Source organism: Cupriavidus sp. 05L310 (assembly GCF_056398185.1).
The window spans coordinates 24,641-41,140 of record NZ_JBFTOX010000025.1 but is presented as its reverse complement, the minus strand read 5'-3'; the positions used below and the strand labels follow the sequence as shown (position 1 = coordinate 41,140).

General features: G+C 64.2%; 14 protein-coding genes. 13 read left to right on the top strand and 1 reads right to left on the bottom strand.

Features of this window, described 5'->3' with window-relative positions:
• Positions 1-128: 128 nt before the first annotated feature.
• The 13 genes from AC1DS6_RS18995 (at position 129) to AC1DS6_RS18935 (ending at position 15,499) form a co-directional block, all read left to right on the top strand.
• Positions 129-2,984: a 2-oxoglutarate dehydrogenase E1 component gene (locus AC1DS6_RS18995; protein WP_441632164.1), complete on the top strand. Its 2,856-nt coding sequence runs from the start codon at positions 129-131 to the stop codon at positions 2,982-2,984.
• 97 nt (positions 2,985-3,081) lie between these two features.
• Complete coding sequence (gene odhB, locus AC1DS6_RS18990; protein ID WP_441632166.1) at positions 3,082-4,341, top strand: 2-oxoglutarate dehydrogenase complex dihydrolipoyllysine-residue succinyltransferase; 1,260 nt, start codon at positions 3,082-3,084, stop codon at positions 4,339-4,341.
• A 133-nt stretch (positions 4,342-4,474) separates the two neighbouring features.
• Positions 4,475-5,911 (top strand): dihydrolipoyl dehydrogenase, encoded by a 1,437-nt coding sequence (gene lpdA, locus AC1DS6_RS18985; protein ID WP_477102921.1) that lies wholly within the window; start codon positions 4,475-4,477, stop codon positions 5,909-5,911.
• Between the two features lie 149 nt (positions 5,912-6,060).
• Positions 6,061-7,158, top strand: a complete 1,098-nt coding sequence (gene zapE, locus AC1DS6_RS18980) for a cell division protein ZapE (protein WP_441632170.1) — start codon at positions 6,061-6,063, stop codon at positions 7,156-7,158.
• Positions 7,159-7,244: 86 nt separating this feature from the next.
• A complete protein-coding gene (locus tag AC1DS6_RS18975; protein ID WP_477102920.1) occupies positions 7,245-9,803 on the top strand; it encodes a heavy metal translocating P-type ATPase in 2,559 nt (852 codons plus the stop codon).
• Between the two features lie 3 nt (positions 9,804-9,806).
• On the top strand, positions 9,807-9,953 hold the full coding sequence (gene ccoS, locus AC1DS6_RS18970) for a cbb3-type cytochrome oxidase assembly protein CcoS (RefSeq protein WP_006162067.1): 147 nt from the start codon (positions 9,807-9,809) through the stop codon (positions 9,951-9,953).
• Positions 9,954-10,185: 232 nt separating this feature from the next.
• A complete protein-coding gene (gene ccoN / locus AC1DS6_RS18965; protein ID WP_035867843.1) occupies positions 10,186-11,634 on the top strand; it encodes a cytochrome-c oxidase, cbb3-type subunit I in 1,449 nt (482 codons plus the stop codon).
• A gap of 19 nt (positions 11,635-11,653) precedes the next feature.
• Positions 11,654-12,331: a cytochrome-c oxidase, cbb3-type subunit II gene (ccoO, locus tag AC1DS6_RS18960; protein ID WP_441632174.1), complete on the top strand. Its 678-nt coding sequence runs from the start codon at positions 11,654-11,656 to the stop codon at positions 12,329-12,331.
• A gap of 3 nt (positions 12,332-12,334) precedes the next feature.
• Positions 12,335-12,538: a cbb3-type cytochrome oxidase subunit 3 gene (locus AC1DS6_RS18955; RefSeq protein ID WP_035867847.1), complete on the top strand. Its 204-nt coding sequence runs from the start codon at positions 12,335-12,337 to the stop codon at positions 12,536-12,538.
• A gap of 3 nt (positions 12,539-12,541) precedes the next feature.
• Positions 12,542-13,468 (top strand): cytochrome-c oxidase, cbb3-type subunit III, encoded by a 927-nt coding sequence (gene ccoP, locus AC1DS6_RS18950; protein WP_045239399.1) that lies wholly within the window; start codon positions 12,542-12,544, stop codon positions 13,466-13,468.
• Positions 13,469-13,517: 49 nt separating this feature from the next.
• The gene (ccoG, locus tag AC1DS6_RS18945; protein ID WP_477102919.1) at positions 13,518-15,011 is read left to right on the top strand and encodes a cytochrome c oxidase accessory protein CcoG; all 1,494 of its coding nucleotides are present in this window, start codon (positions 13,518-13,520) and stop codon (positions 15,009-15,011) included.
• 24 nt (positions 15,012-15,035) lie between these two features.
• Positions 15,036-15,251 carry a FixH family protein gene (locus AC1DS6_RS18940; protein ID WP_081862235.1) on the top strand — a complete coding sequence of 72 codons (216 nt, stop codon included), beginning with the start codon at positions 15,036-15,038 and terminating at the stop codon, positions 15,249-15,251.
• Between the two features lie 2 nt (positions 15,252-15,253).
• Complete coding sequence (locus AC1DS6_RS18935) at positions 15,254-15,499, top strand: hypothetical protein (RefSeq protein WP_441632179.1); 246 nt, start codon at positions 15,254-15,256, stop codon at positions 15,497-15,499.
• A gap of 161 nt (positions 15,500-15,660) precedes the next feature.
• Here AC1DS6_RS18935 and fnr read toward each other — a convergent pair whose 3' ends face one another.
• Positions 15,661-16,386, bottom strand: a complete 726-nt coding sequence (fnr, locus tag AC1DS6_RS18930) for a fumarate/nitrate reduction transcriptional regulator Fnr (RefSeq protein WP_035867856.1) — start codon at positions 16,384-16,386, stop codon at positions 15,661-15,663.
• Positions 16,387-16,500: the final 114 nt, after the last annotated feature.

Genomic DNA, 16,500 nt, shown 5'->3' with positions numbered 1-16,500 from the left:
GATGCATGAATATGTTTCGGTTGCTGCCCCTAAAGAGTTGTTTGCAATCCGCTAACCGGTCAAGCCGTGTCGCGGAAGGTTGATAAACCCGCTTTATTCCGGCATTCCCGGATAATAGTGAGCGCCCCATGATGCAGCAGTATCAGAGCAATTCGTACCTCTTCGGCGGCAATGCCCCCTATGTAGAAGAGCTGTACGAGGCCTACCTCGAAAATCCCTCCTCGGTTCCCGATAACTGGCGCGCGTACTTCGACGCGATGCAGAACGTGCCGGCTGTCGATGGCTCCAACGCCCGCGATATCCCCCACGCTCCCATCGTCGCCTCGTTCGCAGAGCGCGCCAAGGCGGGCCCGATCAAGACAATTGTTGCTTCGGCCGACTCCGATATGGGGCGCAAGCGCGTCGCTGCCACGCAGCTGATCGCCGCTTACCGCAACATCGGTTCGCACTGGGCTGACCTGGATCCGCTCAAGCGCCAGGAACGTCCGCCCCTGCCGGATCTCGATCCGGCCTTCTACGGCTTCTCGGAAAGCGATCTCGATATCGTCTTCAACGCCAGCAATACGTATTTCGGCAAGGAATCGATGAGCCTGCGCGAGCTGCTCAACAACCTGCGCGAAACCTATTGCAGCAGCATCGGCGCCGAGTTCATGTACATCAGCGACCAGGCGCAAAAGCGCTGGTGGCAAGAGCGTCTGGAAACCACGCGTTCCAAGCCGGTGTTCACGCTCGAGAAGAAAAAGCATATCCTCGACCGCCTCACGGCGGCCGAAGGCCTGGAGCGTTTCCTCCACACCAAGTACGTTGGCCAGAAGCGCTTCTCGCTCGAAGGCGGTGAAAGCTTCATCGCCGCCATGGACGAACTGATCCAGCACAGCGGCAGCAAGGGCGTGCAGGAAATCGTCATCGGCATGGCCCACCGCGGCCGCCTGAACGTGCTGGTCAATACGCTGGGCAAGATGCCGGCTGACCTGTTCGCCGAATTCGAGGGCAAGCACGTCGACGACCTGCCGGCCGGCGACGTGAAGTACCACAAGGGCTTCTCCAGCGACGTCTCCACCGAAGGCGGCCCGATCCACCTGTCGCTCGCCTTCAATCCTTCCCACCTGGAAATCGTCAACCCGGTCGTGGAAGGCTCGGTCAAGGCCCGCCAGGAACGCCGCGGCGAACCCGCAGGCCATGCGGAAGTGCTGCCGGTGCAAGTGCACGGCGACGCGGCCTTCGCAGGCCAGGGCGTGGTGATGGAAACGCTGAACCTGGCTCAGACCCGCGGCTACGGCACGGGCGGCACGATGCACATCGTGATCAACAACCAGATCGGCTTCACCACCTCGGACCCGCGCGACTCGCGCTCCACGCTGTATTGCACCGACGTCGTCAAGATGATCGAGGCACCGGTGCTGCACGTGAACGGCGACGATGCCGAAGCCGTGGTGTTCGCCATGCAGCTGGCGGTGGAATTCCGCATGGAATTCAAGAAGGATGTCGTGGTCGACATCATCTGCTTCCGCAAGCTGGGCCACAACGAGCAGGACACCCCGGCCGTTACCCAGCCGCTGATGTACAAGAAGATCGCCCAGCACCCGGGCACGCGCAAGCTGTACGCTGACAAGCTGGCTGCGCAAAACCTGGTGCCCGCTGACTTCGGCGATCAACTGGTCAAGGAATACCGCGCCGCCATGGATGCGGGCAAGCACACGGTCGACCCCGTCCTGTCGAACTTCAAGAACAAGTTCGCCGTGGACTGGATGCCGTTCCTGAACCGCAAGTGGACCGACGCCGCCGACACCGCCGTGCCGGTGACCGAGCTCAAGCGCCTGGCCGAACGCATTACCGCCATCCCCGAGCACCTCAAGTTGCACCCGCTGGTCGAGAAGGTTGTCAAGGATCGCGCCAACATGGGCCGCGGCGACCAGGCGCTCGACTGGGGCATGGGCGAGCACCTGGCCTTCGCGTCGCTGGTGGCTTCGGGCTACCCGGTGCGCATCACCGGCCAGGATGCAGGCCGCGGTACGTTCACGCACCGCCACTCGGTCCTGCATGACCAGAACCGCGAGCGCTGGGATGCCGGCAGCTACGTGCCGCTGCAGAACGTGTCGGAAAACCAGGCACCGTTCACGGTGATCGACTCGGTGCTGTCGGAAGAGGCCGTGCTCGGCTTCGAATATGGCTTCTCCACGGCCGAGCCGAACGCGCTGGTGATCTGGGAAGCCCAGTTCGGCGACTTCGTCAACGGCGCCCAGGTGGTGATCGACCAGTTCATCTCCTCCGGCGAAGTGAAGTGGGGCCGCGCCTCGGGCCTGACCCTGATGCTGCCGCACGGCTATGAAGGCCAGGGTCCGGAACACAGCTCGGCGCGCATCGAGCGCTTCCTGCAGCTGTGCGCGGACCACAACATGCAGGTCTGCCAGCCGACCACGCCGGCCCAGATCTTCCACCTGCTGCGCCGCCAGATGATCCGTCTGTTCCGCAAGCCGCTGGTGATCATGACGCCGAAGTCGCTGCTGCGTAACAAGGATGCGGTCTCGCCACTGTCCGACCTGGCCAAGGGTCACTTCGAGACGGTCATCCCCGATCACGAAGAACTGAACGCCAGCAAGGTCAAGCGCGTGATCATGTGCTCGGGCAAGGTCTACTACGACCTGGTCAACACCCGCAAGGAACGCGGCGCTACCGACACGGCCGTCATCCGCATGGAACAGCTGTATCCGTTCCCGCACAAGGCAGTGGCAGCCGAGCTGAAGAAGTACCCGAACGCCAACGAAATCGTGTGGTGCCAGGACGAGCCGCAGAACCAGGGTGCCTGGTTCTTCGTCCAGCATTTCATCATGGAAAACATGGCGGAAGGCCAGAAGCTCGGTTACGCAGGTCGTCCCGCCTCGGCATCGCCGGCGGTGGGCTACTACGCCAAGCACAACGAGCAACAAAAGGCGCTGCTGGATGCGGCGTTCTCCAAGCTCAAGGGCTTTGTCCTGACCAAATGATCGTGGCCAGCATGGCGGCGCGCGCGAAGAGCGCGCACCGCCATGTTTTTTGCCACCTGCCTTAAGCAAAAACGAATACATCAAGGAAATTCCAACCATGGCTATTGTTGACGTCAAGGTTCCGCAACTCTCTGAATCGGTTGCAGAAGCAACCATGCTGAACTGGAAGAAGAAGCCGGGCGAAGCGGTTGCCCAAGACGAAATCCTGATTGAAATCGAGACCGACAAAGTCGTGCTCGAAGTGCCCGCCCCGTCGGCCGGCGTGCTGTCGCAAATCATCCGCAACGATGGCGACACCGTGGTCGCCGACGAAGTGATCGCCAAGATCGACACCGAAGCCACCGCTGGCGCCGCCGCACCGGCTGCTGCCGCACCGGCGCCCGCCGCTGCTGCCGCTGCCGCACCGGCCGCCGCTGCGCCCGCCGCAGCCGGCGCCGTTGCCATGCCTTCGGCAGCCAAGCTGATGGCCGAAGGTGGCCTGTCGGCCGGCCAGGTCGCTGGCACGGGCAAGGATGGCCGCATCACCAAGGGCGACGTGCTGGCCGCGACCTCGGCTCCGGCCGCCGCGCCTGCCGCCAAGGCCGCTCCGGCTCCGGCCGCCGCCAGGCCGGCGCTGCAGCAGGTTTCCGCCCCGGTGGACTTCGCCGCATTGGGCGACCGTCCGGAAGAGCGTGTGCCGATGAGTCGCCTGCGCGCCCGTATTGCCGAGCGCCTGCTGCAATCGCAATCCACCAACGCCATCCTCACCACCTTCAATGAAGTGAACATGAAGCCGGTGATGGACCTGCGCGCCAAATACAAGGACCGCTTCGAGAAGGAACACGGCGTCAAGCTGGGTTTCATGTCCTTCTTCGTCAAGGCCGCGGTGCATGCGCTGAAGAAGTTCCCGCTGATCAACGCTTCGATCGACGGCAATGACATCGTCTACCACGGCTATTTCGACATCGGTATCGCGGTGGGCTCGCCGCGCGGCCTGGTGGTGCCCATCCTGCGCAACGCAGACCAGATGAGCCTGGCGGACATCGAGAAGAAGATCGCCGAATTCGGCGTGAAGGCCCGTGACGGCAAGCTGTCCCTGGAAGAGCTGACCGGCGGTACGTTCTCGATCTCCAATGGCGGCACCTTCGGTTCGATGCTGTCGACCCCGATCATCAACCCCCCGCAGTCGGCCATCCTGGGCGTGCACGCCACCAAGGACCGCGCGGTGGTGGAAGACGGCCAGATCGTGATCCGCCCGATGAACTACCTCGCCATGTCCTACGACCACCGCATCATCGACGGCCGGGAAGCCGTCCTGGGCCTGGTCGCCATGAAGGATGCGCTGGAAGATCCGGCCCGCCTGCTGCTGGACCTGTAATCATCCGCATTGACTGAGGTCTTGCCCGCCATGCCCGCAGATATACGCGGCGCGGGCGGGCATGACGGACCGAAGAGTTGAAGGCGGCCTGGCGGGCGATGTTGCCCCGGCCCGGGCTGCAAAAGGAATCTCCATGAGCAAACAATTCGACGTGCTGGTCATCGGTGCCGGCCCCGGCGGCTACATCGCCGCCATCCGTGCCGGCCAGCTGGGCCTGAACGTGGCCTGCTGCGAAGGCAATGCCTACGACGATCCCAAGGACGAACCGCGCCTGGGAGGCACCTGCCTGAACGTGGGTTGCATCCCCTCCAAGGCAATGCTGGCCTCCTCGGAAGAATTCGAGAACGTGCAGCATCACCTGGGCGACCACGGCATCACGGTTGGCGACGTCAAGGTCGACGTGGCCAAGATGCTCAAGCGCAAGGACGATATCGTCGGCAAGATGACCAAGGGCATCGAGTTCCTGTTCCGCAAGAACAAGGTCACGCTGCTCAAGGGCTACGGCAAGTTCGTCGGCAAGACCGCCGAGGGCTTCCAGGTCGAGATCGCCGGCAAGGCCGGCGCCGAAGTCGTGACGGCCAAGCAGGTCATCATCGCCACGGGCTCCAAGGCGCGTCACCTGCCGGGCGTCGCGGTGGACAACGTGCTGGTCAGCGATAACGAAGGCGCGCTCAAGTTCTCCGGCGTGCCGAAGAAGCTGGGTGTGATCGGTGCCGGCGTGATCGGCCTCGAGCTGGGTTCGGTATGGCGCCGCCTGGGTGCCGAAGTCACCGTGCTGGAAGCGCTGCCGGCCTTCCTGGGCGCCGCCGACGAAGGCGTGGCGAAGGAAGCGCAGAAGCTGCTGATCAAGCAGGGCCTGAAGTTCAGCCTGGGCGTGACGGTCAAGGAAGTCAAGACCGGCAAGGACAACGTCACTGTCAGCTACACCGACAAGGACGGCGCTGCTCAGACGCTGGAAGTCGATCGCCTGATCGTGTCGGTCGGCCGCGTGCCCAACACCGATAACCTCGGTTTGGACGCCATCGGCCTGGCTGCCGACCAGCGCGGCTTTATCGAGGTGGACGACCACTGCGCCACCAAGGTGCCGGGCCTGTGGGCCATCGGTGACGTGGTGCGTGGCCCGATGCTCGCGCACAAGGCCGAGGACGAAGGCGTGGCGGTTGCCGAGCGCATCGCCGGCCAGAAGCCGCACATCGACTACAACTGCATTCCGTGGGTGATCTACACCTTCCCGGAAATCGCATGGGTGGGCAAGACCGAGCAGCAGCTCAAGGCCGAGGGCCGCGAGTACAAGTCCGGCCAGTTCCCGTTCATGGCCAACGGCCGTGCGCTGGGCATGGGTCATTCGGATGGCTTCGTCAAAATGCTGGCCGATGCCAAGACCGATGAGATCCTGGGCGTGCATGTGGTTGCCGCGAACGCGTCGGACCTGATCGCCGAAGCCGTGGTGGCGATGGAGTTCAAGGCCGCCAGCGAAGATATCGGCCGCACCTGCCATCCGCATCCGTCGATGTCGGAAGTCATGCGCGAAGCCGCACTCGCCGTGGACAAGCGCCAGCTCAATATGTAAGGCACAAGCCTTCGTATTGTTGAGTACCGGCGCGCCGCTCCAGCGGCGCGCCGTTTTCGCTTTCGGGGCGACAGGGGCTATTTGCCTTGTCAGGCGTCCCGATCCTCATTCAAGCCGGAGCCTCCCGGCATCCAGCGCAAGCAGTCAGCATGAACGTCCGTGAGTACTACGAGCAGGAACTGAAGCAACGTGGCTACACCTCCGACGAGGCGCAGCTGCGCGCCGTCGACCGGCTGCAGCAGTGCTACGACGAGTGGGTGGCGTACAAGAGCCGGCGCAACAGCACGCTGAAGAAGCTGCTGGTGCACCCGGACGTGCCCAAGGGCGTCTACCTGTGGGGTGGGGTGGGGCGCGGCAAGTCCTTCCTGATGGACAGCTTCTATACCTGCGTGCCGGTGGTGCGCAAGACGCGGCTGCACTTCCACGAATTCATGCGCGAGGTCCACCGCCAGTTGGAAGAGCTGCGTGGCCGCCCGGACCCGCTGGACGAACTGGCCAAGCGGATTGCACGGCGTTTCCGCCTGATCTGCTTCGACGAATTCCACGTCAGCGATGTGGCCGACGCGATGATCCTGCACCGCCTGCTGCAGCAGCTGTTCGAGAACGGCGTGCAGTTCGTGATGACCTCCAACTACCGGCCCGACCTGCTGTATCCGGACGGGCTGCACCGTGACCGTGTGCTGCCGGCAATCGCACTGCTGCAACAGAAGCTCGATGTGCTCAACGTGGATGCCGGCATCGACTATCGCAAGCGTGCGCTGGAACAGGTCGATGCCTATCACACGCCGCTGGGGCCCGAAGCCAGTTCGGCGCTGCGTCACGCATTCACCAGCATTGCCGGTGTGGCCGACGAGTCGCCCATCCTGCATATCGAGCATCGCGAACTGCGTGCGCTGCGCAAGGCGGGCGGGGCGGTCTGGTTCGATTTCAATACGCTGTGCGGCGGCCCGCGCTCGCAGAACGACTATCTCGAACTGGCCACCGAGTTCCACACGGTGATTCTCTCCGATGTGCCGAAGATGACGCCGCGCATGTCCTCGGAAGCACGGCGTTTCACCTGGCTGATCGACGTCTTCTATGATCACAAGGTAAAGCTGCTGATCTCCGCGGAAGTGCCTGCCGATGAGCTTTATACGGAAGGTCAGATGGCCAATGAGTTCAGCCGCACGGTCTCGCGCATTATCGAGATGCAGTCGCGCGAATATCTCGAAGCGCCGCGCCGTACTGTCGACACCTCGCTGACCTGAGGCGGCCATCCCACCGCACGCTTGATCTGTATCAAGGCGGCTTGCAGCCTGGGCTCTTACCATGCAGTTGGTAAAAAAGAGCCCCGATGCCGCCTTCTCCTGCTTATTCCCTGCCCGATCTGCCCAATTCGCCGCTTGCACGCGCAAGCGGCGCGCCGACGGCCGTCGTGCAGGAAGGCTGCTTTCACTGTGGACAGCCGCTTTCAGCCGCCGAGCCCTCCCTGCGTGCCAGCATCGACGGCAAGGACCAATCCTTCTGCTGCGGCGGCTGCCAGGCCTTGGCGCAGACCCTGCACGCCGCCGGGTTCGGGCATCTTTATGGCGACCAAGCCCGTTTTGCCCGCCCCATCGACGAGGCGGCGCGGCGCGAGGCCGAGCCCGTGTGGGCCGCCTACGACACCGAGGAATTGCGGACGCAGTTCGTGCGCCCGCTCGACGAACGCCGTGCCGAGATCACGCTGGCGCCGGAGAACATCCGTTGCGCGGCCTGTGCCTGGCTGATCGAGCAGCACCTCGGCAGCCTGCCTGGCGTGGAATCGGTGATTGCCAATGTGGCGACCCGCCGCGTGGTGGTGCGCTGGCGCGCCGCCGAGCAGCCGGTTTCCGCCTTGCTCGCGGCACTGGCCGGCATCGGCTACCTGGCGTGGCCGTTCGAGGTCTCACGCTCCGACCGGCAGGATCGCCACGCACGCCGTGGCCTGCTGATGCGCATGGCGGTAGCCATGCTGGGCATGATGCAGGTGATGATGTACGCATGGCCTATCTACACCCATGAAGCCACCATCGATCCCGGCCAGTTGCAGTTGATGCGCTGGGCCAGCCTGGTGCTGACCTTGCCCGTGGTGCTGTACTCGGCTTCGCCAATCTTCGCCGGGGCATGGCGCAGCCTGAGGCAGCGCCATCTGGGCATGGACGTGCCCGTGGCGATCGGCGTCGGCGCGGGCTTCCTTGCCAGTACGGTGGCCACGCTGCGCGGCACTGGCGAGGTCTACTTCGACTCGGTCACCATGTTCGTCGCATTCCTGCTGCTGGCGCGATACCTGGAACTGCGCGTGCGCCAGGCATCGCGCAGCGGCGCCGAGATGCTCGCACGGCAGTTGCCTGCCACCTGCGAACGCCTGCGGGCCGAAGGCGGGGCGGGCGAGCGGGTGCCGGTGGCGCGCTTGCGCGCAGGTGACCTGATCCGCGTCAAGGCTGGCGAGGTGGTTCCGGCCGATGCGACCGTTGTTGCTGGCGCCAGTGAGCTGGACGAATCCATGCTGACCGGCGAGAGCCGTCCGGTGCCGCGTGGTATCGGCGATCCGGTATTGGCGGGTTGCTTCAATACCACCAGTCCGCTTGAGCTGCGCGTGTCGAAGGTAGGCGCGGCGACCCGGCTGGCCGAGATCGTCGCCGTACTGGACCGCGCGCTGGCGGAGAAGCCGCGCCTGGCCACAGTGGCCGACCGTGTTGCCGGATGGTTCGTCGGCATATTGCTGGTGCTTGCCGCCCTTGCCGGGGCGGTCTGGTGGGCCTGGATCGACCCGTCGCGCGCGCTGCTGGTGACGGTGGCGGTGCTGGTGGTCAGCTGCCCGTGCGCGCTCTCGCTGGCCACGCCCGCCGCGCTGGCCGCCGCCGGGGCGGCGCTTTCGCGCCGCGGGCTGCTGCTGACGCGCGGTCACGCGCTGGAAACGCTCGCTGCCGTTACCGACGTGATGCTCGACAAGACGGGCACGCTCACGGAAGGCCGTTTCGCGCTGACCGAAATCCTGGCCCTGGGCGACGCCAGCGCCGATGCCAGCCTGCAACTGGCCGCGGCCATGGAACGTTCCGGCGAGCATCCCATCGCGCGGGGCATCGTCGAGGCAGCGCAGGCTCAGGGACTCGCCTGCGGCGCGCACGCCGTCAGTGCCATGCGCAATGTACCGGGGCAGGGCCTGGAGGCTGAAGTGGACGGGCAGCGTTACCGCTTGGGCCGGCGCGAGTTTGTTACCGCGCTGGGCACGAGCGCAAGCACGGACCGTGAAGGTATCTCCACCGCGCTGGCAGCCAGCGAGCGCAGCGGCGCCACCCTGGTGTGGCTGGGTAGTGCGAAGGGCGCGCAGGCTGTGTTCGTGCTCGCCGACATTGAACGCGCGCAGTCGGCGCGATTGCTTGCTGCATTGCGTGCGCTCGGCGTGACCTGCCACCTGGTGTCAGGCGACACGCCGGCCACGGTCGGCTGGTGGGCCGATCATTTCCAGATCGCGCGCCGCGAGGGCGGCGTCACGCCCGAAGGCAAGCGCGAGTATGTGGCGAACCTGCAGCGTGCCGGTGCGGTTGTGCTGGCGGTGGGCGACGGCATCAACGATGCGCCGGTACTGGCGCAGGCGCAGGTTTCGATCGCCATCGGCAGCGGCGCCCCGCTGGCGCAGGCCGGCGCCGATGCCGTGCTGACCCATGGCCGTGTGGCCGAGATCGCGAACGCGCTGGAGATGGCTCGCCGCACCCGCCGCGTGGTGCGCCAGAATCTCGGCTGGGCCTTTGCCTACAACGTGATCGCCATCCCGCTGGCTGCGACCGGCTATGTCACCGCCTGGATGGCGGGCATCGGCATGTCGGTGTCGTCGCTGCTGGTGGTGGCCAACGCCTGGCGCCTGCTGCGCTCGGGCAAGCCCGGAGACTGACACATGGACATGCTCTACCTGCTGGTGCCGATGAGCCTGGTGCTGGTGGCCGTGATCGCCGGCGCGCTTTGGTGGGCGCTGCATGCCGGGCAATATGACGACCTCGACCGGCCCGGCGAGGCCATCCTGCTCGATAACGACAAGCCCTGATCCATCGCGGCCGCGCTCCGCCCCGCATGGAGATCCCCCTTTTTCGCCGCCGCTTGCCGCGGCAAGAATGGCTGTCCTCGCCCACGCGCGACGCGCATGCGTGCGGATGCGAGACGCCGTTGCGCCTTAGTTCCCATGCTTTCCCGTGCGCTTGATACAGATCAAGACGCCCGGAGCGCGGTTTTCCTACAGTCACAACATCAATTCATATTTATCCAATCTGGGGGTCTGAATGGCTGTCACCGCCGCGTATTCTCGCGCCGACACCTTCAATTACGGCGTCGTGCGGCAATTTGCCGTCATGACGGTAGTCTGGGGGATCGTCGGTATGGCCGTCGGCGTGCTGCTCGCAGCACAGCTGATCTGGCCGGAGCTTAACTTCAACACGCCATGGCTGTCCTTCGGGCGCCTGCGTCCGCTGCATACCAATGCCGTCATTTTCGCGTTTGGCGGCAGCGCGCTGTTTGCCACCTCCTACTACATCGTGCAGCGTACCTGCCAGGCACGGCTGTTCTGCGGCCCGCTGGCCGCGTTCACGTTCTGGGGCTGGCAACTGGTGATCGTTGCCGCGGCCATCACGCTGCCGATGGGCTTCACCAGCTCGAAGGAATACGCCGAACTCGAATGGCCGATCGACATCCTGATCACGCTGGTCTGGGTGGCTTACGCCATCGTGTTCTTCGGCACCATCATGAAGCGCAAGACCCGCCATATCTACGTGGCCAACTGGTTCTTCGGCGCTTACATCCTGACCATCGCCATATTGCACATCGTCAACAACGTCGAGATGCCTGTGACGATGTGGAAGTCCTACTCGGCCTATGCCGGCGTGCAGGACGCCATGGTGCAGTGGTGGTACGGCCATAACGCGGTGGGCTTTTTCCTGACCACCAGCTTCCTGGGCATGATGTATTACTTCATTCCCAAGCAGGCCGGCCGCCCGATCTACTCCTACCGCCTGTCGATCGTTCACTTCTGGGCGCTGAACTTCACCTATATGTGGGCCGGCCCCCACCACCTGCAGTACACCGCGCTGCCCGACTGGGCGCAGTCGCTCGGCATGGTGTTCTCGCTGATCCTGCTGGCGCCTTCTTGGGGCGGCATGATCAACGGCATCATGACCTTGTCGGGTGCCTGGCACAAGCTGCGCACCGATCCCATCCTCAAGTTCCTGGTGGTGGCGCTGTCCTTCTACGGCATGGCGACCTTCGAGGGCTCGATGATGTCGATCAAGACTGTCAACGCGCTGTCGCACTACACGGACTGGACCATCGGCCACGTGCACTCCGGTGCGCTGGGCTGGGTCGCGATGATTTCGATCGGCTCGCTCTATTACCTGATCCCGCGTCTGTTTGGCGAGAAGGAGATGTACAGCGTGCGGCTGATCGAACTGCACTTCTGGATCGCCACCATCGGCGTGGTCCTGTATATCGCCTCGATGTGGATCGCAGGCGTGATGGAAGGCTTGATGTGGCGGGCCACGCAGCCCGACGGCACGCTCACCTATGCCTTCGTGGAAGCGGTCAAGGCCAAGTACCCGTTCTACCTGATCCGCTTGCTGGGTGGCCTGTGTTTCCTGTCCGGCATGTTGCTGATGGCCTACAACGTGGCGCGAACCATCATCGGCAAGCCCGCGGTGGATGCGCCGATCCCGACCAGCGTTGGTGCCTCCGCCCATTGATCATTCCAGGATAGAAACGATGTCTGAAAAACGAAGCTTCTTTACGCACGAGACCCTGGAGAAGAACATCGGCTGGCTGATCATCTGCACCATCCTGGTGGTCAGTATCGCCGGGCTAGTCCAGATTGTGCCGCTGTTCTTCCAGCACTCCACAACGGAGCCCGATGCGGGGATCAAGCCGTATTCGCCGCTGCGCCTGATGGGCCGCGATATCTATATCCGCGAGGGTTGCGTGGGCTGCCATTCGCAGCAGGTGCGTACGCTGCAGGGCGATGTCGAACGCTATGGCCACTACTCGACGGCCGGCGAATCGGTCTATGACCATCCCTTCCTGTGGGGCTCCAAGCGTACTGGTCCCGACCTGGCGCGCGTGGGCGGCCGCTATTCCGATGACTGGCAGCGCATCCACCTGCGCAATCCGCGCGACGTGGTGCCCGAGTCGGTGATGCCGTCCTACCCGTGGCTCGAGAAGGCTCCGCTGCAGGCCAACGATATCCGCGACCGCATGCGTGCGCTGAGGCGGCTGGGTGTGCCCTATACCGACGCCGAGATCGAACAGGCGCCCGCCACGCTGGCAGGCAAGACCGAAGAGGACGCGATGGTCGCCTACCTGCAGGAGCTTGGCATCAGCAAGCGCAATGTGCGTGTGGACACCGCAGCCGCGGTTCAGCCCGCAGCCGCGCCGGCCAAGGAGTAAGCCATGGCAATGATCACTGCGTTTTCCACCGTGATCTCGATGGTGGCGTTTCTCGCGATCTGCTGGTGGGCCTGGTCGTCCGGCCGCAAGGCAGCCAACCAGGAGTCGGCCATGCTGCCATTCGCGCTGCCCGACGAGCCGCTGGCCGCGAACCACGACGGCCGCCATCGTGCCGGCGGAGCAAACAACACCAAGCAGGAACACTGAGTCATGAGCGACTTCTTCACGGATTTCTGGAGTTACTACATCGCCGCCATTGCGCTGGTAGGCATCGTCTGGTGCATATGGCTGCTGTTCTCCCAGCGCAAGGTGGTCAAGGTGGCCGGCGCTACCGAAGACACTGGCCACGTGTGGGACGGCGACCTGCGCGAGCTGAACAATCCGCTGCCACGCTGGTGGATGTGGATGTTCCTGCTGGCTTGCCTCTTCGGGCTGGTCTACCTGGTGCTGTACCCGGGACTGGGTTCCTACGCCGGCGTGCTCAAGACATCCAGCCGGGTCGAACTGGAGGCACATCGCAAGGCGGCTGAGCAGGTGCAGAGCGATGTCTATGGCAAGTACATGCAGATGGACGTCAAGCAGGTGGCCGCGGATCCGGCTGCGCGCGAGATCGGGCAGCGCCTGTTTCTCAACTACTGCGCGCAATGCCATGGCTCCGACGCGCGCGGCAGCCGCGGCTTTCCCAACCTGACCGACAACGACTGGCTGTATGGCGGCGATCCCGCGACCATCACCCAGACCATTACCAAGGGGCGCAACGGCGTGATGCCGTCATTCGCTTCGACCATCGACGGCAAACTGGCCGGCGACGTGGCGCAATACGTTCGTTCGCTGTCAGGCTTGTCTTCCGATCCGATTCGCGCCTCGCGTGGCGAAAGCACATTCAAGTCCACGTGCGCGGCCTGCCATGGCTCTTCCGGCAAGGGTAACCAGGCGCTCGGTGCGCCCAACCTGTCGGACAAGGTCTGGCTGTACGGCAGTTCGGAGGCAAACATCGTCGACGCCATCCTGAAGGGTCACAACAACCACATGCCGGCACACGAGGAAATCCTGACGCCGGAGCGCATCCGCATGCTGACGGCCTATGTCTGGGGACTGTCGAACAATGGGGCAGCCCCCGCGGGGAGCGGGCAATGAACGGCGACGCCAGCATGTGGAGCCTGCGTGCCGCTGGGGGTGATCGCCCATGAATGCCCCGGAACCGGAACCGCTGAGAAAGCACGGAGCCGCCTGGGGGCCTCTGCGGGAGCCCGCATCCGCCACGGGGGATGGGGAAACCTCGGATGAAACCCTGTACGAAGTCCGCCGCAAGATCTATCCGCGCTCAGTCACAGGGGCGTTTTCGAGCTGGCGGGTCTGGATGGTGGTCCTGACCCAGCTGTTCTTCTATGGCATGCCCTGGCTGCAATGGAACGGCCGCCAGGCCATGCTGTTCGATCTCGGCGCGCGCAAGTTCTACATCTTCGGCTTGGTGCTCTGGCCGCAGGATGTGATCTACCTGTCCGTGCTGCTGGTGATTTCCGCGCTCTCGCTGTTCCTGTTCACGGCGATCGCGGGTCGCCTGTTCTGCGGCTATGCCTGTCCGCAGACGGTGTACACAGAAATCTTCATGTGGATCGAGCGGCATGTGGAAGGCGATCGCTTTGCCCGCATCCGCCTGGATGGCGATCCGTGGAGCGCGCGCAAGCTGCGGCTCAAGGCCACCAAGCACACGCTCTGGATCGTGATCGCGCTATGGACCGGCTTTACCTTCGTCGGGTACTTTTCGCCCATTCGCGAGTTGGGCGGCCACGTGCTCAGCCTGTCGCTGGGGCCGTGGCAAACGTTCTGGATGCTGTTCTACGCCTTCGCCACCTGGGGCAACGCCGGCTTCATGCGCGAGCAGGTGTGCAAGTACATGTGTCCTTATGCACGCTTCCAGAGCGTGATGGTCGATCGCGACACGTATGTGGTGACGTATGACGTGGGCCGCGGCGAGCCGCGCGGCAGCCGCTCGCGCAAGGTGGACCACCAGGCCGCCGGCATGGGCGATTGCGTGAACTGCAGCATCTGCGTGCAGGTCTGCCCCACCGGCATCGATATTCGCGACGGCCTGCAGTACGACTGCATCGGTTGCGGCGCCTGCATCGACGCCTGCAACCAAGTCATGGACAAGATGGCGTATCCGCGCGGGCTGATCCGCTACACCTCGGAGAACGCCATGCGCAGCGTGCTGCCCGAGGCGGAGGCGCGCAAGCGTCTGTTCCGGCCGCGCACGGTGGTGTACTCCGTGATCTGGCTGGCCCTGGTTGCCGGCTTCACGGTGTCGCTGGCCATGCGCACACCGATCAAGGTCGATATCATCCGCGACCGCGGCGCGCTGGGCAGGGAAGTGGAGGGACGCTGGATCGAGAACGTGTATCGCCTGCAACTGATCAACACGACCGAGGCGCCGATGCATGTGGCCATTCGCGCGGACAGTGATGACCTGAAGGGCCTGGCCGTGGAATACGATCACGCTGCCGGCAATCTCGAGCCCACCTCAAACCGCCTGATTCCGATTCGCGTGCGCGTGCCGATCGAAGCCGCTGGCCAGGGCACCCACAAGATCCAGGTGACGGTCACTGCGACAGGAGATGACAGTGGGGGCGGTGCGGAAATCAGCCAGGGCACCAGCTTCATCGTACCGCGCAATCTTTGAACCGAGAAATCTAGAGGAGGCCTGATGATGCAGCAAAGCAATCCCTGGTGGAAGGAACCCTGGCCATGGCTGCTGATGAGCGGGCCCTTGCTGGCGATGGTGGCCTGCGGGGTCACGATCTGGCTGGCCATGACGCACCCGGACCCGCCCGTTGTCGATGGCGTATCGCGGCACGGGTTGGTGGTCGAGAAGACGGGTATCGGGCGGCAGGCTGAGCCGGCCACGGCGCAGGCGAGGTGACCATGAGACTGCGCTGGCTGATGTGGGTGCTATGGCCCGGCTTCCTGGTAGCCGGGCTGACGACCGCCCTGGTGTTTTCGATGGTCGATCCCGGCGATCTGCGCTTCTTCGGACAGCCGGTCGAGGCGTCGCGGGAGGCGGTTTACACCGTGGGCTTCCTGGTCGCGTGGGTGCTTTGTTCGTTGTCGAGCGGCCTGACGCTTTACACCATGCCCACGCGGCTGGCGGAGACAGACGAACTGGAGTGAGCGCGATGCGCGTCTTCGCGCCGCGGGGCAGGGGGCGGCGGAGCAGGAGTGTCGTGACCAGGCCGGCGCGACGTGGTATTGGCACCACGCAAGGAAGGCAAGGCGGCTGCCAATGCCGCGGGAGCCGGGAAACTCCGCGCGGCCGGTCGATGCCTGCCGGACTAGCAGGACTTGTTGATGATCTGCTTGATGCCTGTCATGTCGACCAGCTTGACGTGCCGCTGGCGGATCTGGATCAGCCCGGCTTCCGCAAAACGGGAGAACAGGCGGCTGACGGTTTCGAGCTTGAGCCCGAGGTAGCTGCCGATCTCCTCGCGGCTCATGCGCAGCACGAACTCGGAGGCCGAATAGCCGCGCGCGGAAAGGCGCTCCGAAAGGTTGATCAGGAAGGCGGCAAGCCGCTCTTCGGCGCGCATCGAGCCCAGCGTGATCAGCATCACCTGGTCCTGCGAGATTTCCTTGCTCATCAGCCGCATGAACTGATGTTGCAACGACGGGAGCGCACCGGACAGCGACTGGAGGTCGCCGAAGCGCACCACGCAAACTTCGGTATCCTCAAGGGCGGTGGCGTCGGACGCGTGCTGCATTTCGCCAAGGCCGTCGAGCCCGACGACTTCGCCGGGGAGGTGGAAGCCCGTGATCTGCGAGCGGCCATCTTCCATCGTCAGGTGGGTTTTGAGCGTGCCGAAGCGGATCGCATAGACGGCGGTGAGCGGATCGCCGAGGCGGTACAGGGTCTCGCCCTTGCGTACGCGCACGCGCTCCTGCACCAGCGAATCCATTTTTTCGAGGTCCTGCTGCGACATGCCGACGGGCAGGCAGAGCTGTCCCAGCGAGCAAGTGGAGCAGCGGGGCGACATCTCGGTAATGGGAATGGATGTTAGCAATTGGGGCCTGTCGGTTTAGCGCAATCACTCAAGCGCGTGTGGCAGGCGCATTGAGTTGAAAGCTTGACGTTGAGAGCTGTCGGTTGGAAGCGCTATCCACATTAGCCTGGCGCG

Bases quoted from the DNA above. Each gene is read 5' to 3' on its own strand.
- AC1DS6_RS18935 (WP_441632179.1), top strand. From the start codon at position 15,254: ATGAGACTGCGCTGGCTGATGTGGGTGCTATGGCCCGGCTTCCTGGTA.
- AC1DS6_RS18955 (WP_035867847.1), top strand. From the start codon at position 12,335: ATGGCAATGATCACTGCGTTTTCCACCGTGATCTCGATGGTGGCGTTT.
- ccoP (WP_045239399.1), top strand. From the start codon at position 12,542: ATGAGCGACTTCTTCACGGATTTCTGGAGTTACTACATCGCCGCCATT.
- zapE (WP_441632170.1), top strand. From the start codon at position 6,061: ATGAACGTCCGTGAGTACTACGAGCAGGAACTGAAGCAACGTGGCTAC.
- AC1DS6_RS18995 (WP_441632164.1), top strand. From the start codon at position 129: ATGATGCAGCAGTATCAGAGCAATTCGTACCTCTTCGGCGGCAATGCC.
- lpdA (WP_477102921.1), top strand. From the start codon at position 4,475: ATGAGCAAACAATTCGACGTGCTGGTCATCGGTGCCGGCCCCGGCGGC.
- ccoG (WP_477102919.1), top strand. From the start codon at position 13,518: ATGAATGCCCCGGAACCGGAACCGCTGAGAAAGCACGGAGCCGCCTGG.
- ccoN (WP_035867843.1), top strand. From the start codon at position 10,186: ATGGCTGTCACCGCCGCGTATTCTCGCGCCGACACCTTCAATTACGGC.
- odhB (WP_441632166.1), top strand. From the start codon at position 3,082: ATGGCTATTGTTGACGTCAAGGTTCCGCAACTCTCTGAATCGGTTGCA.
- ccoS (WP_006162067.1), top strand. From the start codon at position 9,807: ATGGACATGCTCTACCTGCTGGTGCCGATGAGCCTGGTGCTGGTGGCC.
- AC1DS6_RS18975 (WP_477102920.1), top strand. From the start codon at position 7,245: ATGCCGCCTTCTCCTGCTTATTCCCTGCCCGATCTGCCCAATTCGCCG.
- ccoO (WP_441632174.1), top strand. From the start codon at position 11,654: ATGTCTGAAAAACGAAGCTTCTTTACGCACGAGACCCTGGAGAAGAAC.
- AC1DS6_RS18940 (WP_081862235.1), top strand. From the start codon at position 15,036: ATGATGCAGCAAAGCAATCCCTGGTGGAAGGAACCCTGGCCATGGCTG.